Origin of the sequence: Agrobacterium sp. ST15.16.024 (genome assembly GCF_027956545.1) — a bacterium.
Classification (GTDB): domain Bacteria; phylum Pseudomonadota; class Alphaproteobacteria; order Rhizobiales; family Rhizobiaceae; genus Agrobacterium; species Agrobacterium cucumeris.
The window spans coordinates 259055-283956 of the sequence record NZ_JAQKGO010000002.1 but is presented as its reverse complement, the minus strand read 5'-3'; the positions used below and the strand labels follow the sequence as shown (position 1 = coordinate 283956).

General features: G+C 56.3%; 27 protein-coding genes and 1 tRNA gene. 13 read left to right on the top strand and 15 right to left on the bottom strand.

All coding sequences use genetic code 11. The features are described 5' to 3' along the window. The first annotated feature begins 136 nt into the window (after positions 1-136). Positions 137-529 carry a hypothetical protein gene (locus tag PL640_RS09810; RefSeq protein ID WP_271361701.1) on the top strand — a complete coding sequence of 131 codons (393 nt, stop codon included), beginning with the start codon at positions 137-139 and terminating at the stop codon, positions 527-529. On the opposite strand, the gene PL640_RS09805 is transcribed toward PL640_RS09810, so the two are convergent. From PL640_RS09805 to PL640_RS09770, 8 genes are all read right to left on the bottom strand, one after another. Further along, entirely contained in the window at positions 485-4051 is a 3567-nt protein-coding gene (locus tag PL640_RS09805; RefSeq protein ID WP_271361700.1) for a YobI family P-loop NTPase, read from the bottom strand. The two genes, PL640_RS09810 and PL640_RS09805, sit on opposite strands and share 45 nt — an antisense overlap. 293 nt (positions 4052-4344) lie before the next feature. Then, positions 4345-4668: a phage holin family protein gene (locus PL640_RS09800; RefSeq protein WP_271361699.1), complete on the bottom strand. Its 324-nt coding sequence runs from the start codon at positions 4666-4668 to the stop codon at positions 4345-4347. Position 4669: 1 nt separating this feature from the next. Further along, positions 4670-4906, bottom strand: coding sequence for a hypothetical protein (locus PL640_RS09795; RefSeq protein WP_271362088.1), 237 nt, complete (start codon positions 4904-4906; stop codon positions 4670-4672). Further along, positions 4797-5045 carry a hypothetical protein gene (locus tag PL640_RS09790; protein WP_271362104.1) on the bottom strand — a complete coding sequence of 83 codons (249 nt, stop codon included), beginning with the start codon at positions 5043-5045 and terminating at the stop codon, positions 4797-4799. Before PL640_RS09790 ends, PL640_RS09795 begins: the two co-directional genes overlap by 110 nt. Further along, positions 5042-5443 (bottom strand): hypothetical protein, encoded by a 402-nt coding sequence (locus tag PL640_RS09785; RefSeq protein ID WP_271361698.1) that lies wholly within the window; start codon positions 5441-5443, stop codon positions 5042-5044. Before PL640_RS09785 ends, PL640_RS09790 begins: the two co-directional genes overlap by 4 nt. Continuing rightward, a complete protein-coding gene (locus PL640_RS09780) occupies positions 5440-6822 on the bottom strand; it encodes an SAM-dependent methyltransferase (RefSeq protein ID WP_271361696.1) in 1383 nt (460 codons plus the stop codon). Before PL640_RS09780 ends, PL640_RS09785 begins: the two co-directional genes overlap by 4 nt. Beyond that, positions 6822-7073: a hypothetical protein gene (locus PL640_RS09775; RefSeq protein ID WP_271361694.1), complete on the bottom strand. Its 252-nt coding sequence runs from the start codon at positions 7071-7073 to the stop codon at positions 6822-6824. The genes PL640_RS09780 and PL640_RS09775 overlap by 1 nt, the downstream gene beginning before the upstream one ends. Next, positions 7070-7567: a hypothetical protein gene (locus PL640_RS09770; RefSeq protein WP_271361693.1), complete on the bottom strand. Its 498-nt coding sequence runs from the start codon at positions 7565-7567 to the stop codon at positions 7070-7072. The genes PL640_RS09775 and PL640_RS09770 overlap by 4 nt, the downstream gene beginning before the upstream one ends. A 297-nt stretch (positions 7568-7864) precedes the next feature. Here PL640_RS09770 and PL640_RS09765 point away from each other — a divergent pair, with 297 nt between their 5' ends. Then, the gene (locus tag PL640_RS09765; protein WP_271361691.1) at positions 7865-8275 is read left to right on the top strand and encodes a hypothetical protein; all 411 of its coding nucleotides are present in this window, start codon (positions 7865-7867) and stop codon (positions 8273-8275) included. Positions 8276-8499: 224 nt separating this feature from the next. On the opposite strand, the gene PL640_RS09760 is transcribed toward PL640_RS09765, so the two are convergent. Continuing rightward, positions 8500-8745 carry a hypothetical protein gene (locus tag PL640_RS09760; RefSeq protein ID WP_271361690.1) on the bottom strand — a complete coding sequence of 82 codons (246 nt, stop codon included), beginning with the start codon at positions 8743-8745 and terminating at the stop codon, positions 8500-8502. A gap of 93 nt (positions 8746-8838) precedes the next feature. Here PL640_RS09760 and PL640_RS09755 point away from each other — a divergent pair, with 93 nt between their 5' ends. The 6 genes from PL640_RS09755 to PL640_RS09730 all read left to right on the top strand — a co-directional run bounded on the left by PL640_RS09755 (position 8839) and on the right by PL640_RS09730 (position 12167). Beyond that, entirely contained in the window at positions 8839-9570 is a 732-nt protein-coding gene (locus PL640_RS09755) for a S24 family peptidase (protein WP_271361689.1), read from the top strand. A gap of 551 nt (positions 9571-10121) precedes the next feature. Next, the gene (locus tag PL640_RS09750; protein ID WP_271361688.1) at positions 10122-10313 is read left to right on the top strand and encodes a hypothetical protein; all 192 of its coding nucleotides are present in this window, start codon (positions 10122-10124) and stop codon (positions 10311-10313) included. A gap of 59 nt (positions 10314-10372) precedes the next feature. Then, the gene (locus PL640_RS09745; protein ID WP_271361686.1) at positions 10373-10570 is read left to right on the top strand and encodes a hypothetical protein; all 198 of its coding nucleotides are present in this window, start codon (positions 10373-10375) and stop codon (positions 10568-10570) included. Then, positions 10567-10821, top strand: a complete 255-nt coding sequence (locus PL640_RS09740; protein ID WP_271361685.1) for a hypothetical protein — start codon at positions 10567-10569, stop codon at positions 10819-10821. Before PL640_RS09745 ends, PL640_RS09740 begins: the two co-directional genes overlap by 4 nt. Then, positions 10818-11078, top strand: a complete 261-nt coding sequence (locus tag PL640_RS09735; RefSeq protein WP_271361684.1) for a helix-turn-helix transcriptional regulator — start codon at positions 10818-10820, stop codon at positions 11076-11078. Before PL640_RS09740 ends, PL640_RS09735 begins: the two co-directional genes overlap by 4 nt. Beyond that, positions 11079-12167 (top strand): site-specific integrase, encoded by a 1089-nt coding sequence (locus tag PL640_RS09730; RefSeq protein ID WP_271361682.1) that lies wholly within the window; start codon positions 11079-11081, stop codon positions 12165-12167. Between the two features lie 100 nt (positions 12168-12267). Here the strand turns inward: PL640_RS09730 and PL640_RS09725 are convergent. Further along, positions 12268-12352: transfer RNA gene (locus PL640_RS09725), tRNA-Leu, on the bottom strand. 296 nt (positions 12353-12648) lie between these two features. On the opposite strand from PL640_RS09725, the gene uppQ reads away from it, so the two are divergent. Further along, a complete protein-coding gene (gene uppQ, locus PL640_RS09720) occupies positions 12649-13299 on the top strand; it encodes a polysaccharide biosynthesis GNAT family N-acetyltransferase UppQ (protein WP_271361681.1) in 651 nt (216 codons plus the stop codon). Positions 13300-13351: 52 nt separating this feature from the next. Here uppQ and PL640_RS09715 read toward each other — a convergent pair whose 3' ends face one another. The 5 genes from PL640_RS09715 to secA form a co-directional block, all read right to left on the bottom strand. After that, complete coding sequence (locus tag PL640_RS09715) at positions 13352-14623, bottom strand: GNAT family N-acetyltransferase (RefSeq protein WP_271361680.1); 1272 nt, start codon at positions 14621-14623, stop codon at positions 13352-13354. 8 nt (positions 14624-14631) lie between these two features. After that, positions 14632-16047, bottom strand: coding sequence for a Wzx-type polysaccharide biosynthesis protein UppV (gene uppV / locus PL640_RS09710; RefSeq protein WP_142841432.1), 1416 nt, complete (start codon positions 16045-16047; stop codon positions 14632-14634). 57 nt (positions 16048-16104) lie between these two features. Next, positions 16105-17307 carry an acyltransferase family protein gene (locus PL640_RS09705; protein WP_271361679.1) on the bottom strand — a complete coding sequence of 401 codons (1203 nt, stop codon included), beginning with the start codon at positions 17305-17307 and terminating at the stop codon, positions 16105-16107. A gap of 81 nt (positions 17308-17388) precedes the next feature. Then, entirely contained in the window at positions 17389-18282 is an 894-nt protein-coding gene (locus PL640_RS09700) for a DMT family transporter (RefSeq protein ID WP_269699137.1), read from the bottom strand. 239 nt (positions 18283-18521) lie between these two features. Beyond that, a complete protein-coding gene (gene secA, locus PL640_RS09695; protein ID WP_142841429.1) occupies positions 18522-21230 on the bottom strand; it encodes a preprotein translocase subunit SecA in 2709 nt (902 codons plus the stop codon). A 243-nt stretch (positions 21231-21473) separates the two neighbouring features. Here secA and PL640_RS09690 point away from each other — a divergent pair, with 243 nt between their 5' ends. From PL640_RS09690 to mutT, 4 genes are all read left to right on the top strand, one after another. Continuing rightward, positions 21474-22340 (top strand): peptidylprolyl isomerase, encoded by an 867-nt coding sequence (locus PL640_RS09690; RefSeq protein ID WP_142841428.1) that lies wholly within the window; start codon positions 21474-21476, stop codon positions 22338-22340. Positions 22341-22433: 93 nt separating this feature from the next. Further along, positions 22434-23675, top strand: a complete 1242-nt coding sequence (argJ, locus tag PL640_RS09685; protein ID WP_142841427.1) for a bifunctional glutamate N-acetyltransferase/amino-acid acetyltransferase ArgJ — start codon at positions 22434-22436, stop codon at positions 23673-23675. 18 nt (positions 23676-23693) lie between these two features. Further along, complete coding sequence (locus tag PL640_RS09680; RefSeq protein WP_271361678.1) at positions 23694-24485, top strand: GNAT family N-acetyltransferase; 792 nt, start codon at positions 23694-23696, stop codon at positions 24483-24485. Further along, entirely contained in the window at positions 24482-24895 is a 414-nt protein-coding gene (gene mutT / locus PL640_RS09675) for an 8-oxo-dGTP diphosphatase MutT (RefSeq protein WP_271361677.1), read from the top strand. Before PL640_RS09680 ends, mutT begins: the two co-directional genes overlap by 4 nt. Positions 24896-24902 lie beyond the last annotated feature (7 nt).

Genomic DNA, 24902 nt, shown 5'->3' with positions numbered 1-24902 from the left:
AGAGGACCTGCTTGGCGCACAACGCCGTGACAAAACAATGCGTAGCGCTGCGGGGAAAAGGAAGAGGTTCCCCGAATTGCAGGGATGGCGACTGAGCGCTAGCGGCAACCCTACGATTAGGCGAGGACCATTCATTGTGACAGTTTTCCGCAAAGGGAATCACTGCCGAGCCGTCGTGAACGCCAGAGGCGTCGATAAGCCGCTTTACACGAGAGACGTATTTGACAGAAAAGAAGACGCTCAGCGCGCAGCATTCGACACCCTCAGCTTCGCCGAGGAACGCGCCGAAAAACTGACGCGCAGGCAGTTCCCATCGTTGCCTTGGGTGCGGCAATTGCGAGCAAAACAGCTTTGTTTTGGCGCGCGCAAAAAGGGATTGGCCATGAGCTATGAACCGACGCCCGGCACCTACGGTTATTTGTGGGCAGTGCTGAAATCAAAAAATATACAGGTGAATGCCCTCTGGACGGCACTTTCTGCACCACTACCTTCGGAATTTGTTGATCCGGATAACACCTGTCGAAATTGATACGCTATACGAGGAAATTACCTTCCGCGCTTTAAGCCAAGACGCAAACTGCATATTGGTGTCCGTCAGTTCTATTTTTGGAATTTTTTCGGATGTCACTACGTCGCAATACGGAGACGGCAATTCCTCGAGAATGCTGCGGACTTCTTCCAGGGATAGACTTTCCTGCAATTTGTTGAACAGAGATATTTGAGGTTCACCTCTCCGAGAATTTACGACGATAGCTCGTATGAAATCAGGATGGTAAGGCTTTTGCGGAATAGGCTGTCCATTCAAGACGGGCGCTACCAATGCAGCGACCTCAGGATGACCGACTATGAAATTCGGATCCATTTCAGATATGACGAGCATTTTTTGCGCGTCTGATATGCGTTCTTGCAAAAGCTCCCCGCGCAAACTGTCGTCCATCTCGAACTCATCGCGGTCGCTCCAGTAGCTGTTGAAATTCGTTGCGATAAAGAAGGGTTTTATGCCTTCGTCCATCGCTTCGAAGTTTTCATTTGAGAACGAGATTTTGCGTGCCTTAATAAGGATTCTGAGTTTTTCAGAGCCGACGCTCGGCAAGTTAGTGAATTGGTTCGGAAGATTGCTAATGTATGAACCGTATATTTCGTCGTCAAACGCTTCGTTGTTGACCAGAAACTGTCGAAGTTTACGCCACTCCTCTCCATCTGCTACTGGAGTTTTGGAAAGCACCTCAGCCGCATTCCCGCGCTGCAAATAGGAGGTTAGCACTTCATCGTCATACATGTCGCTGTTAATGTATGTCAGGCAATTTTCCCACGTACTCTCGACTTTCTCAGTGACAAGCAGTACTTCGTAAAATCCCTCCGGAACGTCGCCTAGCGAATGAATGGGGGCGGATTGCATCTCGAGGAACTGGGCTCGACTATCGAAATCCACTTCCTCATGGTTCAGCACTTCAACGATGGTCCGTGCATCCTCAAATGTGTTATCTCTTAAGCTCAGCAACACGTCCGTGAGATAGGCACCAAAATTCGCATCAATGTGGGCACGAAATCCGCTATCGTTAGCCCTGCAAATCGCGGTATAGTTTCGCGTTTCAAGATCATTGAGGTTAGAATATCCGATGGAATACGCCATAATGTGCCGGATGTTCTCGATCGAAATTCTATAAAGCTTTTCAGCTATAATGAACTCGGAAGCGCTGCTGTAGTCAGAAATGCTTATTAGACTTGAGACAATAACATTGCATAACTTTAGGCGTTTGAATTCGAAGTCAACATTCTGGTCAAGAACTACGCTCAAATTTTCAGAAAGGAATTTAGATAGCGTAGCGCGGCCTTTGCTTTCTGAAGCGAAGAACTCCTCAGGAGCAAATGCAAGAATACGCGCCGCATGAGACACAGCTTGCGAGCCTTCTAGAGCGACCACGGGAAAGTCAGACCAATTAGCCAAAAGCATTGAGACGAGCCGATCGGTGAACTTTCCAGTCGCATAGTGACCTGTGAAAAACTCTTCACATTCACCAAAATTCTCCTTCACAAATGCGATTGCCCGATTAATACGGGCGGCATTTTCACCACAATTCTCCAGCATATAATCGAATATATTCAAATTTAGGACATATTCACGGCCGAAATCGTCTTCCCGCATCGATGCTAATACTTCCGTAATATTGTTCAATTGAAAATTTGGACGGGGGTTTTTGTAGGCGCGAATCTGAAGAAGAAACTGATGATCATGGGGGGAAAGGCGCTCGCCGTGAAATAGCGAAATGTACTGGTGGTATGAGTCGTCAAGATATCCTTCTAAGATAAGATATCTTAGAAGATCTCGATTTCCGCTTGCCTCCCCAAATGTCTCGTCGATTAAAGCGGAGCCTGTCCTTAGAACCTCGTGGAATTTCTTCATGCGCAAGAGCGGGATCTCGCGTTTCAGTTGCTCTAACTTTTCAGAAATCCTCGCTCTAGAATCGGCCGCCCGACTCTCAATGGCAGCCTTTCGTTCAGCGTATGTCATGCTGGAGGTAATTGCTTTTTCGACGCTCAATAACTGGACTGAGTTCGGGTGACCGTGTTGGGTGGTAATTGATATTGTGCTCCCTGCGAGGATTTTTTCAAAATCCGGATGGTCTGGAAGCTTTCCAATGCCGATTGGTCCAGTATCTGTGGCGATGGTGGCTGTATGTGGTGGAAGTTGTGAAATGATGCCTATAGCAAAAACTCTACGAAGGTCTCTGATGTCATCCAGTGTGTGATTTTCAACTCTATCAATCTCGCCTTGTATTTCATTAATTTGGAGTCGTATTTTTCTCTCTTCTTGAGCGATGATATCTTCGTATAGGCGCAACGCTTTAATTAATAGACCATCCTGTTTGTGGAGCGAAGCAAAGTCTTTTGGCATTACATTCTTATAAATAAGTATGGCGAGCAGCCGATTGGCATCGATTACCCCTTCATTCTGTTGCGCAGTCAGGTTGCTGTTGTATATGATGTATTCGTTGAATACGTTGGCAATTAGCCTCATATCGTCCAGGTATCGCGAGACATCACGCAAGAAACGAGGGTCAAGCTTCCCCGCAAGTCCAATTCGATTCACATGTGTCAAAACCTTATCTATTGAATTAGAATGATTGATTACAGGTATTATTGGAATAATAAATTCGAAGAACTTCGTCCGATCTGTTGTAACAAAAATTTCGTCACGTAGAGCATATATAAAGCGGATGCGGCGGTGTATGCCTGAGTTCTGGTTCACCAACGCATTAATCTCGCGTAAAGTCACAAAGATATGCGGCTCCTCGAACCGGTCCAAGTCTTCTATGACAACTAGATCGTAGTCCGTTGACTGAAAAAAATATATTATCTCGTCAAGATGTCTGTTGAGAATTGATTCTTGATCAAGTGCTTTGGGAGCGATCTGTATGTCTTTAAGCGAAACGCTTTTAAGAGAGACGTCAAAGCTTTTGACATATATTCCATAGGCAAGCCACCATATGCAGGCAATCCCGCTGACAAAAGCCACATAATTAAACCAGTTCGAAATTCTCCATGGCGTAAAGTATTTACCGTTAGTTATGATTGATACGTTGTTGAAAAGATACCAAGCACAGAATAAGCCTACACAAAGCGCCAGTGCGCTTAGAATCGATAGTCTGTGTGGCGTCTGAATCCGTTTAAAGCGTGAATGTGGTAGATTGTTTGCATTTGCTCCGTATAACAATTGCTGCAGAATACTTCGCTCTATTTCTTGTTTGCTTAACTTCGTTTTTCCTTCTGTTTCCGCCTCAGGTATGAAGGAAGCCAGTGATAAGGCTAGTGCTTTTCCTCCGTAGGACTTAAGAAACGTCTTTATCACGCTGCTTTTACCAGACCCGTAGGGCCCAGTGAGCGCGATGTTGAATACGTTCTCCCTGCCGATGGCGGCGTTGAGCGCGGACGAGTAAACGCCAGTCCGGTCAGCATCGTCGGTAGGAGCCAAATCGACAAATCGGTTATCCAACTTGACTCTAGGTTTGGCCTTGAAGAATTCCCGCCATAGGTTTTTGAAAGCGTTCAAAGGATCACCTGCTTGATTAACGACGTTACCACCAATTGAACTGGCGGGTTATTGAACACCTCAAGAAATACACGCTGATTCACCGGAAGCCACAACCCTACGTTCGTCTTATGAGCGAAAAGATTCGCTAACTGAGGCCAAGTCAATTTACAGAGGCCGTCGTCAACAGTTTGACCGGTGAGGAAGCTACCAAGATAGGCAAGCGAGGAAGGGAACTGCGAGATAGATGTTCGCCTCTTTTTTTGGAGACAACGGCACCAAAATGCCGTCCGGATTTAACCGAACGGCATGCGTCAAGCAGCCCGCTTGTGGCTGATCCATTTCTGCAAGAGAACCTCGGTGCCACGGGGCCCGAGGTAGGCCAAGACTGCAATCAGGCCCGTTGACGCTGGCTGAGGAACCCCGAAATACGAGGCGACACCCTCACCTATAAATGCCATGCCGAAGGCCACCGGGATTTCCCAGATCAGCTCCGGGCCGAAGAACCTGCGCCGACCCTTGCGCGCTTCGTTGCCGTGCCACATGGCACGGCCGAGGAAGGCGACGAACAGCGTGGCGAATGCCCCGCCGAACCATGTGCTTAAAACCTCATAGAGAGAGGTGTATTTTTCCGGCATGTCACTTTCCGTTCCCGTGTCTTGCGCATTCCGCGCGTGTCCAGATGCCGTCAACGGCGCAGATGCCGACCACGGTTAAATCGATCTTCCTTTGGTCTTGAGGTGTTGCCCCGCGCGCGCCGATAAGGTCAGTGCCGACCGCCCGGCGGAGGCCGGACACACTTGCGGGTGCCGTAGTGCCACACGCCGCCCCCATCGAGACAATCGCTAAAGTTGCCGCGGTCGCGATCCGATACATCACCCGACGCATTGTTTTGCCTTTCGATACTGGCCCGCACGCGATCCACGGCGTTACGCTCCACGATTAAGATAAAGGCGGCGATGAAAACCACCACCGCCGCGACAAGAGCGAGATAAGGGCGGAACCGTGCAATCATGTCGTCTTGCTCCGGTTAATCGTGATGCGGCCAGAGCCGATCAGCCAGGATAGCACGCCGGCCGCCACGAGGATGAAAACCAGACTGCCGAACGACCACGGATTTGAGATCGCACCGAAGAGGGTTGCGCCGCTAGCAATCGCCCTACGCCGAAGACTGAGGAAAAGAATAGCGTCGGACAGAGCGCCGCTGATAAGGTCAATCTCATCCGGCAACGCGTCCTCGTAAATCGTGCACAGTATCACCCGGTCACCAGTCGAACGGGTGGCAACTACATGCCTTTGCTTGCCGTCAGCATCAATTTCCCAACGGTCGCCGTTGCACCTGTCGGCGATCATCGCAATACGGGTGAGACGGGCCTTTTCCCGGTCGCGGTCGGCCTGCGCTGGCGTCATCATGCCGCCTCGCTTTCCGCCGTCGCGGCGGCTTCCTGCGGCTGAAAATCCTTCCAGTCCACCCGGCGAACAACCGTGGCGCTGCCGTAATTTCCGGCCTCGTCACGTTCCCAAACGAACCACGCCGTGTTCATGCGACTGCTGGCCTTATTTCCGTCCCATCCGTCGCGGTGCATCATTGGAAGGCGGCGCTTGAAGACATAAACGCGCGCGGGCGGGCAATCGTCCATGACGAAATTGCGGTCATCGTCCGCGAACCCGCACAGGAAATTCAGGTTGAGCAAAAGCGCCATTTTGCGCGGCTGGTAGACCCGCAGGGCATACGCCACGAAGGCATTCAGCAAGTCGCCGTAAGGTGGATTGGTGACGATATCGTATGAGCCGGCTTCCGGCGGTTGGGATGTCAAGAAGTCCTGCACCGCCTGCAATTCGCCGTTGCTGTCCGCCGTGCCGTAATCGTTGATATCGGCCAGCACAACGCCGTAGTGAAACGCTTCCAGCATGCGTGAAATCGCACCGCGCCCGCAGGCAGGCTCGAAGACGGTCGCGGTGAATTCTTCCAGCGCCAGCAGCGTAAACATCGCTTCCGGCGGGGTCTCGTAAAGGTTTGCGCCGCGCTCTTCCTTCGTCGCGCTGGCCGTGCCGACCGCCGCGCGAAGATTGGCCTTCGTCGGCTCCAGCCCGGCCGCAAGCCGCGCCTGAATCGCCCGCTCTACAATTCCGGGTTCACGATGTTCCGCCGCCGCCAACTTGCGGGCTTCGTGGATTTCCTTACGGGAAAGCCCCGCTTGTTCAGCAGTAAAAGCGTTCTCGTCGGGAACGCTTTTCGGACGACCCTTAAGTGTTTTCCCTTGGGCTTCCGCTTCGTCCCACTTGTCAGCAATGAGGATTTTTGCACGGGCTTCGATCAACAGAGCATCGGCCTGCATACGCCGCGCCTTCGCAACAAGCTTTTCGGTTGCGCCAATCTGTTCGGCAAATTGCGCGGCGGTCTTGGCCTGATTATAGGCGACAGACGCAACGATGCGGGCGTTGATGATGTCGCCATCATCCAGCAGCGCCCGCGCCCGTTCTACCGTGGCGACCAGCCCCGAAGCGTCTGCGACCGGGACCACGGCTGTTTCCGTTTCGCGTTCCGGGATGTCGCCCGGCTCCGCAATACCTTCGAGCATTGCCAGCATGTCGCGCGCGCGGTCGGTCGGATAGTAGGTTTTGCCATCCTTCTTATCCCGCGTCAGATAACCGTTGCTGACGGACTTGTTCGCCGCTGCGCCCTGCTGTTGCGTCTCCACGGTCACGGTTCCATCTCGGACGGCGGACGTGATGACGACAAGGGCGCTCGGGCCGGGCTTGGGGAGTTTGACTTGCTTGTAAGGGGCCATCAATGCGCCCTCATCAGACGGTCAAGATAAGCCTGCCCCAATCCGGTCAACTTGGCGGTGTCGCCATCGGCGGTAATGTGGAGATATCCGCAGCGGCGGCACTCTTCGGCGAGAATGTGGAACGCAGCGCCGAGTACGGACAAATCTACTTTGCCGCCCTCGAATTTTACATGCCGCAGAAAGCCCCTTGCACGGTCGGACAAGGGGCGCTTCATCAGATCGGTGATGGCCGGATCGGTCAGGCGCTTCATTCCGCACCCCCCACGACGCTAAGCCCGACCTTGTGACCGCCCTTAGCTTTCACGCTGGCGAGCGCCGTGCGAAATGCGGCCAGACCCGCTTCCAGTTCCGCCGCGTCACGGTCTATTTTGGTCGCTTCGGCGGGAGTCACCACCATGTCGGCAATAGCAACCGCGCCGCCGGAAATCAGGTCGCCAGCTTTGCGGACCATTTCGGAATAGGTGACGACGACGCACTGTTCGGCGGCACGCTCATTTTCCGGGTCGGCCAGCCGCCGCCCGTTAAGTTCCGCCATCGCCGAGGTGACGACCGGAACACCGCATTCGCTTTCAAGCGCGTAAACGGCATGCAGCGGCATCAATTCCGGGTCGGTCGCGTTGTTCATGCGCCCGATGTGGCTTTTCGAAATCGAGGAAATCTCCGCTGCACGCTCGATACCGCCCACGAGGCGGATAAGGTCACGTTGCGCGGCTTTGATGCGGTGAAACCATCCGTTTGAAATCATGAGACAATACCTTTCCCGCGCCGGGAAAATCCCGGCGTTTTTCCCGTGGTGGGAATTGATTGAAGATGAAAGTTTCAGGGCGTCAGGAAGTTACGGCGGCCCACATGCAAAACGAGAGTTGCCCGCGCCGGGCGAGAAGAAAGAAAGCGCACCGGCGCGGGCCGCAGCAGGCCGGGAGGACTGGTCGTGCGAAAACGAAAGCGATGCACGGCGGGGAAAACTCCTCCGCCGAGCTTGCTTGCCGTCACCCGAAATGTTCCGTTGTGTTTGCACAACACAACAATCGGAGAAGAACTGATGACGGAAGATGAAATGAGGAATGACCCCGATTACCTGCGGGGACGGATAGACTTGCTGGAGGCAATGATCGACAATCTGATCTATCTCCTGCCTCTTCCAGCCCTGAGAAGTCTGGAGACCAGTTTCAAACGGTCTTCGGAAGACATTCAGAGAAGGCGCGATGCCGATCCGGGACATATCGACTGGGATATGTGGGAACGAAGCCATCACCCCAAAGAACGTCCGCCCGCTGTGACTCTGCATGCAAAGGGATACTTGAGCTACATCGAATCGTGGAGACCGGCCTTGGAAGAACTTATCTCGGTCAGGGACGAGGAAAAATTCTCCGTTCTCGCCGCCACGCCGGAGGCCATCAAGCAGGATGCGGATTGGCAGGAATACCTGAATCTGCCTCCCGAGGATCAGTGAGGGGGCACGCCGCCGAAACTGCCGCTTGTTTCCCTCGCCGTTGTTCAAAATATTCGCGCGAACGACAGGTGGCAACGAGTAGAGAGCCAAATTCTCGCTCCTCGTCAGACGTTCTATTCCTGCCACCCAATTCCCTGAGGCGCAGTGTTTCGGCATCCATTCGCACTTTTCGTTCCCCGGAACGCATGAAGACCTACTTTCAGTTGGTGAGGTTTGGAGCGCCGTCATTCGGCGGCCTCTTGAGGGATATGGAAGAAATCATCGGCTGAAAGCTGGATGCCCTCCGATCGAGCGTGGGCTAGGAGGCGGAAGGCGTCTACTGAAGGAATAATCCCGCCAGTACCCCCGCGCTCTTTCGAATACATCCACCGGTAAACGCGAGAGATGTGCTTGCCGGTGACGACAGACACTCTTTCGACGCCAATTTTGGCGATGACAGATTTAGCTGGTTCTAGGTGGTTTTCGCTCATGTTGCGATAATTGCGATTATCGCGATTTATTGTCAATCTGTTTGTTGCGTTTTTCGCGATGGATTTTTTTGCGAATTACGCGAAAGTGAAAAAATGCAAGATAACCAGTACGACATCAAGGTTTGGCTCGCGTCCAAGCTCGCGGCATCACCGCGCGGCACAGGAACGCAACTTGCCAACGCCCTCAAGGTGACGCCGACGATGGTCACCAGAATGAAACCCGACAGCAAAGAACCGCGAAAGATAGCCCCATTCGAGTTGGAGGGTATCGCACGGTTCTTTCAAGAACTGCCGCCGGGTTACGAAGGGATGACAAGATGGCTGTCTGAAGATGAAAACGCAGCGCCGGAACCACCTGCAAAACGACCGCCCCCTAACGCGAGCTTTCCGCCACGATGGCAGGCGTTTTCCGGTGATGTATCTATCCCACTACGGGGGCAAATTTCAGCCGGCCCCAATGGTCGCTTCATAATGAATGGCCAGGACATTGCCCGCGTATTTTGCCCGCCTGGCCTTGAAGGAGTCGAGGGAGCCTATGCGGTGCAGATACAGGGAGCCTCCGGAGAGCCACGCTTTTATCACGGAGAGACGGCGTGGGCGAACCCACACGCGCGGTTTCGCAAGGGTGATGACGTTATCGTTCAAATTCTCGGCGACATCGAGGATGATGAGGTTTCAAGCTACATAAAGCGTTACGAGAACCAAAGTTCTGAAGTCCTTCGGCTCTACCAGTACAATCCAGGGCCGGGTGAGGCGCATGAGCTAGAATTTCCAATGGAGAAGGTGTTCAGCATCCATAAAGTCGTGTTTCACGCGATGCTGTGACTTACATTTTCGCACCGCCATGTGGGACGGATTGTCAGGTTTCTAAATGCTGGCAGCGTTTTTGGGCATTCACTGCACCTGATTTTTCGGCAGAGTTGCATGTAGCTAAAAACGCCTAGGTCGGACGCATTTCGCAAGCTTTCAAGTCCAAGTATCCGAGAGTGACCGCAGTCGTCACAGGCCACGTAGAGGCTTGAAAGCTCGACTATCAGCCTCATAGCTTCCGGGTGATCGATAGGCGATCTTTTCATTGTCACGTCCACATGTTCTCTTTTCGTTCCCCATAAAAATCATTTTCCCGAGAGAGAGTCGAGTCGCTTTTTTTGATTCTTGAACGACTTCTCTCGCACGAAGATCGCAACGAATTCCATCGAGATCAGCTCATAATCGCGATTATCGCGAAAAAGAAACTTGACTTAGTTTGCGACTATCGCGAAATATGCCACCATCCACATCGCGAAATCTCTCTGCGGTTCGGACAGACTGCCGGGCGGCGCACCCTCGAAATGTGAACATGCCGCCCGGCTCCCTCAACAGGATGGAGACAAGGCATGCATATCAATACCGCGAACGACACCGAACTGAAGCAGGCGATGGCGGACGCCATCCAGCGCGTGGGCGAAGGCTGCACGAACGCCGACCTGCGGGAATGGTTTACAGCTAACGAGATCCATCGCTGCGGTGAGGCAGCTATTGCGCGGTTCCACGACATGCGTGTTCAAGATGCGCGCATTGCGGCTTGAAACCTCCGCTCTGGTTTCCGCCTCACGCGAGGCGGTTTCCAGAACGGATGGAGACAGCCTTGATCCAGATTTCACCCATGATCCCGACAGACCTCCCAGAGCAGCCAACACCGCTCTACGGCCGGTTCTTTCTGGCCTGCATTTGCGCCGTCCTCATCCTCGCTATTATCGGCGGTTCGGCGCTTTGCGCCACCAGCCTCGCCGATATCAAACGCCACAGCGCCGCGGCACCCGGAAAGCAGGAGGGCGGTGCATGAAAAAGCCAACCGCCGCAGACAAGATAAACGTCCTCTCTTTTTGTTTTGTCGCGCTTACGGCATTGAGTGAAAACGCGCTGTCACCAACACAAAAACGTTGGTCGCGGCAGCGTGCGGAGAATTGCCTTTGGGCGCTCGGCATCGCCGAGTTTAAAACGGATCATGCGACGTATACCGCTCGCGCGCTCGAAGAATCCACTAGGACCCTTGAGCTAGAGGCCACAAAACTTTTCACGGAGGACATGCGATGACAGCCGCCGCCGAAGCAAGACCGGCGGGCGCTTGTCCATTGCCGCCCGTTCTTGGTTTAAACCGCGAACAAGCCGCCGCCTACATTGGCGTTTCCAAATCCCTGTTTGACGAAATGGTGGCCGATGGCAGAATGCCGAAGCCGAAGCCGAAGAAGGCGAATAGCCGCACCATTTGGGACAGGCGGTCGCTCGAAAGAGCATTCAATCGCTTGCCCGGAGGGGAGGGCGATGAAACAGAGGAATGGGATTTCGCGTAAATGCCCAAGAAATTCGCAAAAAAATATGTAGTCGAAGATCGAACCGGGGGCAGTCTCCGGTTTTATTTTCGGCGCAAAGGCCAGCCGAAAGTTCGGCTACCGGGCTTACCCGGCACCGATGAATTCAATGCGGCTTATTACGCCGCGTTGGAGGGCGTAAAGAAAGAGGAATCCGCCGGCCCGAAGATGGCAGGGAAGGGTACATTCCGCTGGCTGTGCCAACTCTATTTCCAGAGCGCGGAATACAAGCAACTGGACAGCAAGACGCGCTATCGCCGCAAGCTCATAGTTGAGGCGATGTGGAAAGAGCCGATCAAGAAGGGAGACAACAAGATATTCGAAGACGTGCCGGTATCTGCATTCACTGCAAAAGCCGTTCGCGTTCTGCGGGACCGCAAGGCGGAGACGCCGGATGCGGCAAATAGCTGGCTTAAGGCGCTACGTGCAATATTTGGGTGGGCGACGATGCCCGCCGTGGAATTGTGCACGACTAATCCGGCCCGAGACATACCCTATTTCAAAACCGGATCGGAGGGCTATCACTCTTGGACAGAGGAAGAAGTTGACCAGTTCATCGCCAAGCATCCTGTCGGAACAAAGGCGTATCTAGCCTTGATGCTGATCCTTTACACAAGCCAGCGCCGTAGCGATATCGTGCTGTTTGGAAAGCAGCATATGACAAAGGGATGGCTGCGCTTCGTCCAGGAGAAGGACAAGAAGCGAAAACCCCGCCGGTTGGAAATGCCGCTGCATCCTAATCTTGTGAAGGCAATCGAAGCCGGACCATGCGGCGATCTGACGTTACTTGTCACCGAGTTTAATAAGCCCTTCACGTCGAACGGCTTTGGCAACTGGTTTCGGAAAAGATGCAATGAAGCCGAGCTTACGCATTGCAGCGCCCACGGGCTGAGAAAAGCTGCTGCCGCCCGGCTCGCAGATCGCGGCGCGACGGAACACCAGATCATGGCAATCACCGGCCACACAACATCAAAAGAGGTGATCCGCTACACTAAGGCGGCTCGCCAAAAAGTGCTCGCAAAGAGCGCCGTAAAGCTCATGGATCAGGCTGTAGACGATAGCGACGACTGACCAAAAGAAGAACAAAAGTGTCCAACTTTTCTAGGTGGTGTGAACTACTTGGACGCTTCGGAACAGAAAACCTAAACAAATCAATGTGATTTGCAGGCAATGGTACCCCAAGCCGGGATCGAACCAGCACTCCTTGCGGAACCGCATTTTGAGTGCGGCGCGTCTACCAATTCCGCCATTGGGGCAACGGTGGTAATGCCACGGCGTCTATCACGGGCAAGGCCATGCGTGCAACCCCAAAGCTGATTTATCCTTTTTATTTGCGCGTGTTTGTGGCGGCTATTGCCTGTCTGTTCTGGCCCGGTAATGAAGGGAAGGGAAGGTTCGTGGGTCCCGTATCGATACACTTGCGGTTGCAGCATTAACGTAATATTAGATACCTCTAATAAATTAGAATATACGCAATTACTAATTGAATTATGATGCCAGCGTGGAGTTTCCACGCGGGGCGGGAATAGCCAGAACTCATAGGGAGGAAATTATGAGGGCGCTTTCTCGCAATTTATTACTGTCTGCCTGCCTTATCTTGCCGGTCAACGCACATGCGCTGGATATCGGGATCGGCGGCGAAAACGGGGTGAATGCCAGTGTCGGTGACAATGGCAGCGGTGGGCTCGGTGTCGATGCCTCGGTTGGCGGCAGCAATGGCGTCAATGCCAGTGCCGACGTTGGCGGTAGAAGCGGCGGCGGTTTGGGCGCGGATGTCAATGCGTCTGTCGGCGGTAGCAACGGGGTCAATGCGGATGTCAACGCATCCGTCGGCGGTTCCAGCGGCGTCAGCGCCGGTGTGGACGCTTCGGTTGGCGGCTCCAACGGTATCAATGCCAATGTCGGGGCAAATGTCGGTGGATCGAGCGGTCTTGGACTTGGGGTCGGCGTCGGTATTGGCGGTTCGGGTTCCACCGGCACTCCGGGGAATCCCGGAAACCCTGGAAGCCCGGGCAACCCGTCCAATCCCGGCAACCCGGGCAAGATGTCACCCGGCGCGATGCGCAATGCCATTCAGGCCTATAACGACATGTCGCGAACCGATCAGATCAGGCTCGCCCGCCGTTGTACCGATATTCTGGGCGGCGGATATGATGCGGCGCTGACGCAATTGTGCAAGATGATCAGAACGGCGTCACGCTGAAGCAGGTTTTGCCACGACAATAGTCCGAAGGACGCCCCGGCGTCCTTCGCGATTAATTGCCCTTGCGTCCGAAGGACAGGATTTTCTGGCGCAGGCTGCGGGCGAGATTGCGGGTGTTGCGGTACATATCCACCTGCGTGGAAACCTGCCGCACATCCCGGTCGCTGTTATGCGTCAACCCGACAACCAATGTGCCCATTTCCTGCCGTTCCTGCCAGAAACGGCTCATGATCGGATGATCAGGCACCGCACAGCTGTCGCTGCGCAGAATATTGGCATCGTCCAGATGCCAGTCTGTCAGTTTCTGCACCAGCAATTTGCCGGGTGAAAACTGCGCATAATTTTCGTCGAAGGCTGTCTTCCACGTATAGGCCTCGCCGGCCGTCATGAAAACGATCATCGATGCGATCGCCGCGCCGTTGAGATCGATGGTGTGGATACGCACGGCATCGGCTTCGGCCAGGTTGGTGATCGCTTCGCGGGCGAAGGCGGCGCGGTAACGGTCATTCACCAGCGCGGTGCGTTTGCGGCCTTTCCAGCCGCTTGCCTCCAGCGCCAGGAATTCCTCCATCCGATAACGTATGTCCTTCGGCTGGCGGGTCACGGTGTAGGAGATGGCCCCAAGTTTTTCGAGCTGACGCCATTGCCGGCGCATTTCCCGCAGATGATGCGGCGCAAGCGAACTGCGCAGATAGGCCTCGCCATCCAGAAGGCTTTCCAGCATCGGCCGCTGGTAATTGCCCGTCGTTGTCACCGGCAGGTTGCGGCTGAGCGCGATTGCCCTGAACATGCGGGCGAATGGGCCTTCAAGCCGCACATCCGGCAGCACGAGCACATTCGGCAGCCGCATTTCCCGGTCGGAAAGCGCGTCGAAAAGATTGTCGAGCGTTTCCGCAGCCCCCTCGGTATCGACCAGCGGCGTGCCGAGCGGACCGAACGGATTGGCCCAGACGCGCAGAATGGAAGGTCCGATGGAAAAGCCCGGCTTTTCAACGGTAAAGGGCATCAGAAAGCGCATACGGCTTCGGGCGCCGTTCTCGTCGCGAATAAGGGCGAAGCGCACGGACTTGTCTTCGATACGCGGCATGGCCGGTGCCAGAAGGCGGCCGGTGAAGAAGACATTCGCCTCCATGACCCGGTTGGACAGGAAGTCGAGTTCTTCCTGCATGTCATAACCGAGCTGGCCCGGATAGATGCAGAATTCACGGCCGTCGCGTCCCACGCGCCGGCTGCTGTCTGCCGCGGGACGGTCACGCTCCGCCGACGCCATCAGCGCCGCGATGCGCGGATCCTGAAAATCCGGATTTTTTGGATCGCTGGACATGCTTATCGTTACACCGCCTTCCCAGTGTCTTGACCCGCCCGGGGATCGTTGAAGGCAAAAAGGACGATCCCAAGTGTGCGGCGAATGGCAATATGCAATAGCACAGCTTCTATACACATGGCTATTGCGACCGCTGCCGCAGCCCCTGCCAGACCATAGACCGGAATGAGCGCCATGTTGAGTGCAATGTTGCAACCAAAGATAATAATATAAAGAGCAACGCACAATTTTTGTTTGCCGGCCATATTCAGCAGGGTCTCGCCCGGGCCGATCAGCGCTTTTGCGAGGAAGCCCGCAAAAAGGAAGAACATCAGCTGATAACCCTGGACGAATCCGGGGCCGAACAATGACAGCAGGAATGGGCCGGCCAGAAGCACGACGCTGCCGACGGCAAGCGACGGCCAGAAGGCCCAGCGTGCCGCCTGGCTGGCGAAACCTGCAAGCGCCTGCCGGTCATTGGCGGAAATCAGGGCGGCCAGACGCGGGGCTGCCGCCGCCTGCACCGAGAAAAACACGAATTGCATCAACACGATGGTTTTCGCCGCCGCGAAATAAATGCCGACCTGATCCGGCGGCAGATAGAGACCGACGATTACCACGTCGGAATTGGTCATCAGGAAGCCGATGCCGTCGATCAGGAACACGGGAAAGGCAAACCGCATCCAGTGGCTGAAATGGATCCGGCGGGCGACGCTGCGGAAATTCCGGTTGAGCCGTCGGTTGAGGAAAGCGAAATGGAACAGCGTGGTGACATAGGTGGCGAGAAGCGCGGTGATCATCGCCGTTGTCGCGGTTTTTTCCGCGCCAAGCCCGATCGCCACCAGCATGAACAGCAATATCAGCACCGGGCGAACGATATAGGTGGGGCTGAGGGCTGATATTGCCCAGCCATTGGCGCGCGCAGTGCCGTTCAGCACATCACCAAGCGCCACCATCGGCAGGGTGAAAAGTGCCAGTGCAACGGGGATGAGATAATAGGCGGCGATACGCTCACCGAAGAAATACAGGAAAACAAAGCCGCAAAGCGCCAGCGTGCTGGCCGACAGCATAGCGAAAATGCGTGCTGTAGAGGTCAACCCCATGATCTTGTCATGGGCGTCCTCAAGACGGTAGCCGGGTAGAAAGCGGATGACGGTGGTGTGGAACCCGAGACAGGACAGGTTGCCGAACAGGATCACCAGAACCCAGACGAAGGCGAAGAGGCCATATTCGAACTCGCCCATCAGGCGGGCGAGGATGATCTGGGAAATGAAGGCGATGCCGGCGCTGACGATGCGCACCGCAAAGGCGACCAGCGCCATGCGCTGGGCGCGCGAGACATCATCCCTTGCGGAAACGAGGACGGCGATTTTTGCTCCCAGCGGCGAGAGCTTCGCGCGCAGGCCTGCGGGTAAGGCTTTTTCCGCCGTGTTGAGGATAGCCATGATCCACACGCCATCATTTCCAGTTAAATAGGCAGCCGGATTGTAACCGCCTTATCCTTAACGAAGGGTTTGGGAGGCTGGGGCGCCTGTCCCAATGTCGTTTGGTGCCCGTGGTTTGCGGGTGCCGTTGAGAAGAAAAAGCGCCAGCGGACTGCGGCGTATCGCCTGGTGCAGCAGATAGGCCGTAAAGGTCGTCGCCGCGACGATGATGGTAAATTCGAGGATGGGCGGTAGCGAGATCAGGATGAAAAGCGTGCCGAAAGCGTAAATCAGCGGGTGGTGAAACAGGTAGATGGTGAAAGAGGCATCCGTCATCCGTCCGGCAATCCGGCTTGGCCTGTCGAAATAACGGCAGGCGAGGTCGATCAGCAGACGGCTTGCCGCCACCGCCGCAATCGTCGAAACCAGCACGAGCATGGCCGAACTGGAAAAGGGATTTTGCAGCCGCAGCGTCACCGCCGTTGCGATGGTGACGAAGGCGATGATACCGGTGAGGGGTCCCGTCTGGCGGAAGCGGTGAAAGAGAACTCGGTCTCGGTTCAACAGCGCCCCGATGAGAAAAAACGGCAGATAACGCGCATAGGGATCGGAGGCCCGTTCATAGAGGATAAACAGGCCATTTCCGGTTTTCCCCGCAAGCAGGCCGGAAACGTAAACCGCCAGCTCCCACAAAACGGGAAAGGCGCAAAGCGCTAAAAAAAACAGCGCCGGATAACGTGTTCGCGCCCTGGCGAACCGGTCTCCGGCATATGCCAGTGGCGGGCGTTCCGCGAGGAACAACAGGCCGGCAAGCAGGACGGAATAGGCAATGAGGGCAGGCAGGAACCACAGATGCATGATCCATTGTTCGCTCGGGCGCAGCAGACCCGGCAGGCTCTGCATCAGCTGGTCGGCGGAGATAGTACCCTTGGCGATGCCAGCCAGTTGCAGCAGGAAAAGTTGCAGCGGCCCCAGTATCAGCACGGCCACGATGAAGGGCAGCCCAAGGCGCAGGAAACGCTGCCTGAGCCACGGCGCTTTGCCCTTCTTGCCGATGACCATGGCGGAAAAATAACCGGCCACCAGAAAAAACGCCGGCATGCGGAAGGTGACGAGCGCCGCGCCAAGTGCCGTCAGCACCGGGCTGGTTTCAAAATCCTTGATATCCCAGGGCAGGGCGTGGCTGTAGAGCAGGGAGGCGTGATAGGGAATGCCGAGCAGCATGAGGAGAGCCCGCAAGGGATCCCAATAATGCTCATAATCTGACTTGCCCGGTTGCATTTTCCCCTCGCGTCGCAAACGCGATCACGCGTGATCAGCGGTAGCCACCACGACTATTAGTGGAAAACGCTAATAAACCCTTCATGCGCCGGATGGCGTGGGCGGCGCTTTTTTCTTGGGCAAAAGGTCAAGCACGAGCGCGCAGCCCAAAATGATGATGCCCGCGCCCAAAAGCTGGGGAAGTGACAGGGGTTCGTCCAGCACCAGAGCGCCGATAAGAACCGCCACGACGGTTACGGCAAATTCAACGCTGATGGTCTTCGTCGCGCCGATGGTGGAGACCAGCCGGAAATAGGTGATGTAGGTAAGGCCGCTCATGACCACCGCCTGTATCAGAAGATAGACGTAGTCGATGAGAGCCGGCGTTCCAGGCAATGGCACGGCCAGCAGAAGCGGCAGGGTCATCAGGCCGCCCGCCAGAAAGGAGCCGATGGTGATTTCCCAGGAGCCGACGCCTTTCAGATAGCGGCTGGCATAATTGCTGCCATAGGCGGCGCAGATGCAGGCCGCGACAGCGGCGGCGCAGCCGATGATGAAACCGGTTGTGACGGGAACGGCGGGAAAACCAACGAGCAGGATGATGCCGGCAAAGCCGATGACAAGGCCGGCAATACCCTGTCGCGTCAGCCGCTCAAGCCCCCATATCTGTGAGATGAGCATGGAAAAGAGCGGAATTGTCGCCACCAGAATGGCGGCCATGGCGGTGCCGACCAGCGGTGTCGCATAAGAAAGGCCGATCAACTGCCCGGCAACCGTTGTCGCGCCAACCACGGTGAAGGCACGCCAGCTGGCCGAAAATGCGAGCCTGCGGCGCGCGGCCCGCGCGATGAGAAAGAGGGTGACGGCAGTGACAAGCGAGCGAAGCGTGACGGCACCGATCCAGCCGAACGCCGCAACGACATGCAGAAGCAGCAGGAAAGACATTCCCCATGCGAGCGCGAGAAAAATATAGGCGGCGAGATCGCGAGGGGCCATGGAGCATTTCCGTCAAAAGTGCTTAGCGGTTGTACGTCCGGAAAATGCGCAAAAACAAAGATCGTGAGCCCGTCCGACGCTTCCATCTGGGCCAGATGCGCTCATGAAAGCGTTTTCTGGAAGATGGTCAGGCTCCCATATTGGAAATCGCTGATATCCGTCAACAGCAATGAACGGGCGCAAAGAAAATCGCCCGTAACACGGGGTTACGGGCGATAATCATCGTAAGCGGGCCTGAATTACGCCTGTTCGTAGACGCCGTGGCAATGCTTGAATTTTTTGCCCGAGCCGCAGGGGCACATTTCATTGCGCCCGATGCGGCCCCAGGTGGCGGGATTGTTCGGATCGCGCTCCTCGGCCGGCACGAAAGCGACGGGTGCGCCATGCGCCATCTCGTCTTCGCCGGTGACGGGGTCGAGATGATGTGCGGTCATCTCAGGCAGTTCCGGCTGCTGCGGTTCCTGCTGCACCAGTTCCACGCGCATCAGCTGGGCGGTGACGCCTTCGCGCAGATTGGCAAGCAGTGCCTGGAACAGCTCGAAGGCTTCCGCCTTGTATTCCTGCAACGGATCACGCTGGGCGTAACCGCGGAAACCGACGACGGAGCGCAGATGGTCGAGGTTGACGATATGTTCGCGCCACAGATGGTCGATCGTCTGGAGAATGACCGACCGTTCCACATAGGTCATGATTTCAGGGCCGAAACGTTCCGCACGCTCGGCGGCGTATTTGTCGGCCGCCTCGGTAACGCGCTGAAGAATGTCGTCCTCGGCGATGCCTTCTTCCTTGGCCCATTCCTCCACCGGCAGGTCGAGGTTCAGGAACTGGGCGATACCAGCCTTCAGACCGGCAATATCCCACTGTTCGGCATAGGCATTTTCCGGAACATGCTTGGTGACGAGCGTTTCGATGACTTCGTTGCGCATGTCGGCTGCGGTTTCGCCGATATTGTCGGCTTCCATCAGCTCGAGGCGCTGCTCGAAGATAACCTTGCGCTGGTCGTTCAGCACGTCGTCATATTTCAGAAGGTTCTTGCGGGTCTCGAAGTTGCGGGCTTCGACCTTCTTCTGGGCGCGTTCCAGCGCCTTGTTGATCCACGGATGGACGATTGCCTCGCCTTCCTTCAGGCCGAGCTTCTGCAGCATCGAGTCCATGCGCTCGGAGCCGAAGATGCGCATCAGGTCATCCTGCAGCGACAGATAGAACTTCGAGCGACCCGGGTCGCCCTGACGGCCGGAACGACCGCGCAGCTGATTGTCGATACGGCGGCTTTCGTGGCGCTCGGTGGCGATGACGTAAAGACCGCCGGCGGCCAGCGCCTTTTCCTTCAGCACCTTGATTTCGGCGCGGATAGCCTCTTCCTTCGCGTCACGCTCAGGGCCCGGCTCCATGCCTTCCAGCTCGCGCTCAAGGCGCATGTCGACGTTGCCGCCGAGCTGGATGTCGGTACCGCGGCCGGCCATGTTGGTGGCGATGGTGACGGCGCCGGGAACGCCGGCCTGCGAAACGATATAGGCTTCCTGCTCGTGGTAACGGGCGTTCAGAACCTGGAAATCGGTAAAGCCGGACTGACGCAGCATATGGGCCAGAAGCTCTGATTTCTCGATCGACGTCGTGCCCACCAGAACCGGCTGGCCGCGCTCATGCGCCGCCTTGATCTCGGTGATGATCGCGAGGAATTTCTCCTCGCCGGTGCGGTAAACCTCGTCGTCCTCGTCGATACGCTGGATCGGCAGGTTGGTCGGCACTTCGATGACATCGAGACCGTAGATATTGCCGAATTCTTCCGCTTCCGTCGAAGCCGTACCGGTCATGCCGGCGAGCTTTGCATACATGCGGAAATAATTCTGGAAGGTGACGGAGGAAAGCGTCTGGTTTTCCGGCTGGATCTGCACTTTTTCCTTGGCTTCCAGAGCCTGGTGCTGACCTTCGGAATAACGGCGGCCCGGCATCATGCGGCCGGTGAATTCGTCGATGATGACGATTTCATCGTTACGGACGATGTAGTCCTTGTCGCGGGTGAAGAGCTTGTGGGCCTTCAGCGCATTGTTGATGTGGTGAACGATGGCGACGTTCTCGACGTCATAAAGCGATTCGCCCTTCAGCAGGCCCGCCTGCCGCAGCAGGTTTTCGAGCTTCTCGGTGCCGTCTTCGGAGAAGTTGGCCGAACGCTGCTTCTCGTCGATTTCGTAATCTTCAGGCGTCAGCAGCGGAATGAAGGCGTCGATGGTGTTGTAGAGATCGGAGCGGTCGTCCAGCGGGCCGGAGATGATGAGCGGTGTGCGCGCTTCATCGACGAGGATCGAGTCGACTTCGTCGACGATCGCGTAATTATGGCTGCGCTGCACCATCTGGGCGCGGTCGTATTTCATGTTATCGCGCAGATAATCGAAGCCGAGCTCGTTATTCGTCGCGTAGGTGATGTCGCAGGCATAGGCCTCGCGGCGCTGGTCGTCGTCCAGACCGTGCACGATGACGCCGGTCGTCAGCCCGAGGAAGCCGTAGAGCCTGCTCATCGTGGCGGCGTCGCGCTTTGCGAGATAGTCGTTGACGGTAACGACATGCACGCCCTTGCCGGCGAGCGCGTTGAGGTAGACCGCAAGGGTCGCCACCAGCGTCTTGCCTTCACCGGTCTTCATTTCGGCGATGGCGCCGCCATGAAGAATCATGCCGCCGGTCAGCTGCACGTCGAAGGGGCGCATGTGCAGGACGCGGCGCGACGCCTCACGGGCGACGGCGAAAGCCGGGATCAGCAGGTCATCCAGCGTCTTGCCATCGGCAAGCTGCTGGCGGAATTCCGCCGTCTTTGCCGCCAGCGCTTCGTCGGACAAGGCCTTGGTGGCCTCTTCCAGCGCATTGATGGCTGCGATCTTGCTTTTATAGGAGCGGACGCGGCGTTCATTTGCCGAACCGAACAACTTGCGGGCTATTCCGCCGAGACTGACCATCTTACTGGCCCTTTCTGAAATTCCGTTTTCGCGGGCGCTTTTCTCCGTCACGCTGATTTCAGCAACAAATGACGGACTTCGCCCTTCAACGTATCTGGACGCGAGGTTGCGTGACAGATAAGAGGGGGGGCAAATGATGTCAACGGTTCTGCCCGTTACAGAATGGCCACAATCCGGTGTTTGGAAGTTTTTTCAGAGCCGGAAACCATGTCTGGAGCCGGCATTGTCCCCGAAAGGTTCAAAATGTTGCGCTATAATAAAATTGCGGCTGCGGTGATTGTGGCCACGCTCGGCCTCCAGCTTCCGGCTTTTGCACAGGAAGACAAGGTTGTCGCCAAGGTCGGCGATCTGGAAATCCACCAGTCCGAACTCGACCTCGCCATGGGCAATCTCGATCCGCAGCTCGCGCAGCTTCCCGACGAGCAGAAGAAGGTTGCAGCCCTTTCCGGCGCGATCGACGTCAAGCTTCTCGTGAAGAACGCCAGCGCAGAAGGTCTCGAAAAGACCGAGGATTTCAAGAAGCGCATGGAATTCATCCAGGACCGTGAGCTGCACAATGCTTATTTCCGCAAGCATGTGGTTGATGCTGTTACCGCTGACGAGGTGAAGGCACGCTACGACAAGGAAGTGGCAGCTCTGCCGCAGGAAGAAGAAATCAAGGCTGCCCACATCCTGGTCGCCAGCGAAGATGAAGCCAAGGACATCATCAAGCAGCTTGATTCGGGCAAGGATTTCGCAGTTCTCGCCAAGGAGAAGTCGACCGATTCCAACAAGGATGACGGTGGCGATCTCGGCTGGTTCGGCAAGGGTCGCATGGTACCTGAATTTGAAGAAGCCGCTTTCGGCCTCGAAAAGGGCGCTTACACCAAGACGCCTGTCAAGACGCAGTTCGGCTTCCATGTCATCAAGCTTGAAGACAAGCGCATCGCCCCGCCGCCGGCTTTCGATCAGGTCGAGCCGCAGGTTCGTCAGCTTGTCATGCGTGACAAGTACGTTGCCCTCATCGAGAAGGCAAAGGCTGACCAGAAGATCGAAATCATGGATGAGACGCTGAAGAAGGGCTACGACGAAGCCACGAAGGAACAGCAGGCTCAGCAGCCGCAGCAGTAATAAAGACCCATGTTACGGGGCGGCTTTGAGGCCGCCCCGTTTCATCTCCGGCACTTCCATACCTCCCCATTTCCAGAATTTCAGGCGCTTCCCATGTCCGTTGCCGTTTCCCCGCTCGCTCCGAAATCCTATCCCGACATGCCTGCGCTGCGCGGTGTTCGCATGGCGACGGCCGCCGCCGGCATCAAGTACAAGAACCGCACCGACGTTCTCCTGATGGTGTTCGACAAGCCGGCAAGCGTGGCGGGCGTCTTCACCAAATCGAAATGCCCCTCGGCTCCGGTTGATTTCTGCCGCGCCAATCTCGGCGGCGGCGCAGCGCGTGCCGTGGTGGTCAATTCCGGCAATGCCAATGCCTTTACCGGCGTCAAGGGCAAGGCCGCGACCGAGCTGACGGCGAAATCCGCCGCTGCAGCCGTCGGCTGCTCTGAGGGTGAAGTGTTCCTGGCATCCACGGGCGTGATCGGCGAGCCGTTGGATGCCTCGAAATTTGCCGGTGTTCTCGGCGACATGAATGTCAGGGCTGAAGCCGATTTCTGGCAGGAAGCTGCCAAGGCGATCATGACGACAGACACCTACCCCAAGGTCGCGACCCGCACCGCCGAGATCGGCGGCGTGATCGTGACGATCAACGGTATTTCCAAGGGGGCGGGCATGATTGCCCCCGATATGGCGACGATGCTCTCTTTTGTGGTGACGGATGCCGATATTGAGCCTGCCGCCCTGCAATCCCTGCTTTCCGCCGGGGTCGGCCCAACCTTCAATTCCGTGACTGTTGATAGCGACACATCCACGTCAGACACGCTGATGCTGTTTGCCACGGGTGCGGCGGCCGAAGACGGCCAGGTAAAGGTAACGAGCGCCGATGACGAGCGCCTGTCCTCCTTCCGCGCCGCACTGAACGATCTCCTGAAGGATCTGGCGTTGCAGGTTGTTCGCGATGGCGAAGGCGCGCGCAAGATGGTGGAAGTCACCGTCACAGGTGCGGAAAACGATGCCGCCGCCAAGAAGATAGCCCTTTCCATCGCCAATTCGCCGCTGGTGAAGACCGCTGTTGCCGGCGAAGACGCCAATTGGGGCCGTGTCGTCATGGCTGTCGGTAAGTCCGGCGAAATGGCTGATCGCGACCGCCTCGCCATCTGGTTCGGCGGCGTGCGCGTGGCCGTGAATGGCGAACGCGACCCGGATTATTCGGAAGCGGAGACCACCGCCGTGATGCGGCTGGAAGACATTCCGGTGAAGGTGGATATCGGTCTCGGTGAGGGTACGGCCACGGTCTGGACCTGCGATCTGACCAAGGAATATGTTGCGATCAACGGCGACTACCGGAGCTGACCGTTGGAGCCGAAGAAAATGCAGGACAACAAGGCCGTCAATCTGCCGCTGGTTCGCCGTCTGGAAGCCGTCAGCTTCCGGGCATGGCCTGCCTCGTCGGTGATTTATGACGGCAGCTGGCAAATCCGCCTGACGGGTTCACATCCATCCAAGCGTATCAACTGCGTGGTGCCGCTCGATCCGTCGGATTATGGCAACAGCGCGGTGCGGCTGGAGAAGGCGCGCAAGCGTTTTGAGGATTTCGGCCGCCCGCTGGTGGTGCGCGAAACGACGCTGATGCCGCCGCAACTGAAAGACTTTCTGGTCAAGGACGGCTGGTCCGTGTTCGAGGAAGTCAAGGTGATGACGGCCGATCTTTCCGGAATGGAGCTTCCGGAGACGCTCGTTAGCCTGCCGAGCCACGATATCGGCCGTTTTGTGGAAGCCAGTCTCAAGGTCAGCGATGGCGATGCGTCCCTGCGTCCGGCGATTGCCGAGATCGTCAGTTCCATCAAGCCGACACTCGGCCTGTTCATCAACGAAGAAGTTGAGGGCAGCCCGCTTGCGACTGTTATTTGCGTTCAGGATAACGATCTTGCCGGCATCATCTCCCTCGATGTTGACAAGTCGCAACGAAAAAAAGGTCTCGGCACGCAGATTTTAGCCTCGGCGTTGCGCTGGGCGAGAATCAGCGGCGCGAAAAGCGCATGGTTGCAGGTGGTTTCCACCAATGCTGCCGCGATTGCGCTCTATGAAAAATTCGGTTTCACCGAAGCTTATCGTTACCGCTATTGGCACAAGGGTGCTGAGGACAAGGGCGCTGAAAAATGAGTGAGGCGGGCAAAAAAATCCTGCTGGTTGCTGCCTGCGCGCTTCTTGATCAGGACGGCCGCATCCTCCTGGCGCAGCGGCCGGAAGGCAAGTCTCTTGCTGGCCTGTGGGAATTTCCCGGCGGCAAGGTGGAGCATGGCGAGACGCCGGAAGAGACACTTGTCCGCGAATTGGACGAAGAGTTGGGTATCAAGACCAAGGTCGCCTGCCTCGCACCGCTGACCTTCGCCAGCCATACTTATGAGACCTTTCACCTGCTGATGCCGCTCTATGTGTGCCGTCGTTATGAAGGCATCCCACACGGACGGGAAGGGCAGTCGCTCAAATGGGTGAAGCCGCAGGCCCTGCGCGATTACCCCATGCCGCCGGCCGATGAGCCGCTGATCCCTTTCCTGCAGGATCTGCTTTAAGGCGGCG

What these genes read in the sequence shown, in the direction of transcription:
- PL640_RS09740 (WP_271361685.1), top strand. Translation starts at nt 10,567, where the DNA reads ATGAAAAAGCCAACCGCCGCAGACAAGATAAACGTCCTCTCTTTTTGT.
- mutT (WP_271361677.1), top strand. Translation starts at nt 24,482, where the DNA reads ATGAGTGAGGCGGGCAAAAAAATCCTGCTGGTTGCTGCCTGCGCGCTT.
- PL640_RS09690 (WP_142841428.1), top strand. Translation starts at nt 21,474, where the DNA reads ATGTTGCGCTATAATAAAATTGCGGCTGCGGTGATTGTGGCCACGCTC.
- PL640_RS09770 (WP_271361693.1), bottom strand. Translation starts at nt 7,567, where the DNA reads ATGATTTCAAACGGATGGTTTCACCGCATCAAAGCCGCGCAACGTGAC.
- PL640_RS09785 (WP_271361698.1), bottom strand. Translation starts at nt 5,443, where the DNA reads ATGATGACGCCAGCGCAGGCCGACCGCGACCGGGAAAAGGCCCGTCTC.
- PL640_RS09775 (WP_271361694.1), bottom strand. Translation starts at nt 7,073, where the DNA reads ATGAAGCGCCTGACCGATCCGGCCATCACCGATCTGATGAAGCGCCCC.
- PL640_RS09760 (WP_271361690.1), bottom strand. Translation starts at nt 8,745, where the DNA reads ATGAGCGAAAACCACCTAGAACCAGCTAAATCTGTCATCGCCAAAATT.
- PL640_RS09735 (WP_271361684.1), top strand. Translation starts at nt 10,818, where the DNA reads ATGACAGCCGCCGCCGAAGCAAGACCGGCGGGCGCTTGTCCATTGCCG.
- PL640_RS09750 (WP_271361688.1), top strand. Translation starts at nt 10,122, where the DNA reads ATGCATATCAATACCGCGAACGACACCGAACTGAAGCAGGCGATGGCG.
- PL640_RS09715 (WP_271361680.1), bottom strand. Translation starts at nt 14,623, where the DNA reads ATGTCCAGCGATCCAAAAAATCCGGATTTTCAGGATCCGCGCATCGCG.
- PL640_RS09780 (WP_271361696.1), bottom strand. Translation starts at nt 6,822, where the DNA reads ATGGCCCCTTACAAGCAAGTCAAACTCCCCAAGCCCGGCCCGAGCGCC.
- PL640_RS09795 (WP_271362088.1), bottom strand. Translation starts at nt 4,906, where the DNA reads ATGTATCGGATCGCGACCGCGGCAACTTTAGCGATTGTCTCGATGGGG.
- PL640_RS09755 (WP_271361689.1), top strand. Translation starts at nt 8,839, where the DNA reads ATGCAAGATAACCAGTACGACATCAAGGTTTGGCTCGCGTCCAAGCTC.
- PL640_RS09790 (WP_271362104.1), bottom strand. Translation starts at nt 5,045, where the DNA reads ATGATTGCACGGTTCCGCCCTTATCTCGCTCTTGTCGCGGCGGTGGTG.
- uppV (WP_142841432.1), bottom strand. Translation starts at nt 16,047, where the DNA reads ATGGCTATCCTCAACACGGCGGAAAAAGCCTTACCCGCAGGCCTGCGC.
- argJ (WP_142841427.1), top strand. Translation starts at nt 22,434, where the DNA reads ATGTCCGTTGCCGTTTCCCCGCTCGCTCCGAAATCCTATCCCGACATG.
- PL640_RS09700 (WP_269699137.1), bottom strand. Translation starts at nt 18,282, where the DNA reads ATGGCCCCTCGCGATCTCGCCGCCTATATTTTTCTCGCGCTCGCATGG.
- PL640_RS09765 (WP_271361691.1), top strand. Translation starts at nt 7,865, where the DNA reads ATGACGGAAGATGAAATGAGGAATGACCCCGATTACCTGCGGGGACGG.
- PL640_RS09680 (WP_271361678.1), top strand. Translation starts at nt 23,694, where the DNA reads ATGCAGGACAACAAGGCCGTCAATCTGCCGCTGGTTCGCCGTCTGGAA.
- PL640_RS09800 (WP_271361699.1), bottom strand. Translation starts at nt 4,668, where the DNA reads ATGCCGGAAAAATACACCTCTCTCTATGAGGTTTTAAGCACATGGTTC.
- uppQ (WP_271361681.1), top strand. Translation starts at nt 12,649, where the DNA reads ATGAGGGCGCTTTCTCGCAATTTATTACTGTCTGCCTGCCTTATCTTG.
- PL640_RS09730 (WP_271361682.1), top strand. Translation starts at nt 11,079, where the DNA reads ATGCCCAAGAAATTCGCAAAAAAATATGTAGTCGAAGATCGAACCGGG.
- secA (WP_142841429.1), bottom strand. Translation starts at nt 21,230, where the DNA reads ATGGTCAGTCTCGGCGGAATAGCCCGCAAGTTGTTCGGTTCGGCAAAT.
- PL640_RS09705 (WP_271361679.1), bottom strand. Translation starts at nt 17,307, where the DNA reads ATGCAACCGGGCAAGTCAGATTATGAGCATTATTGGGATCCCTTGCGG.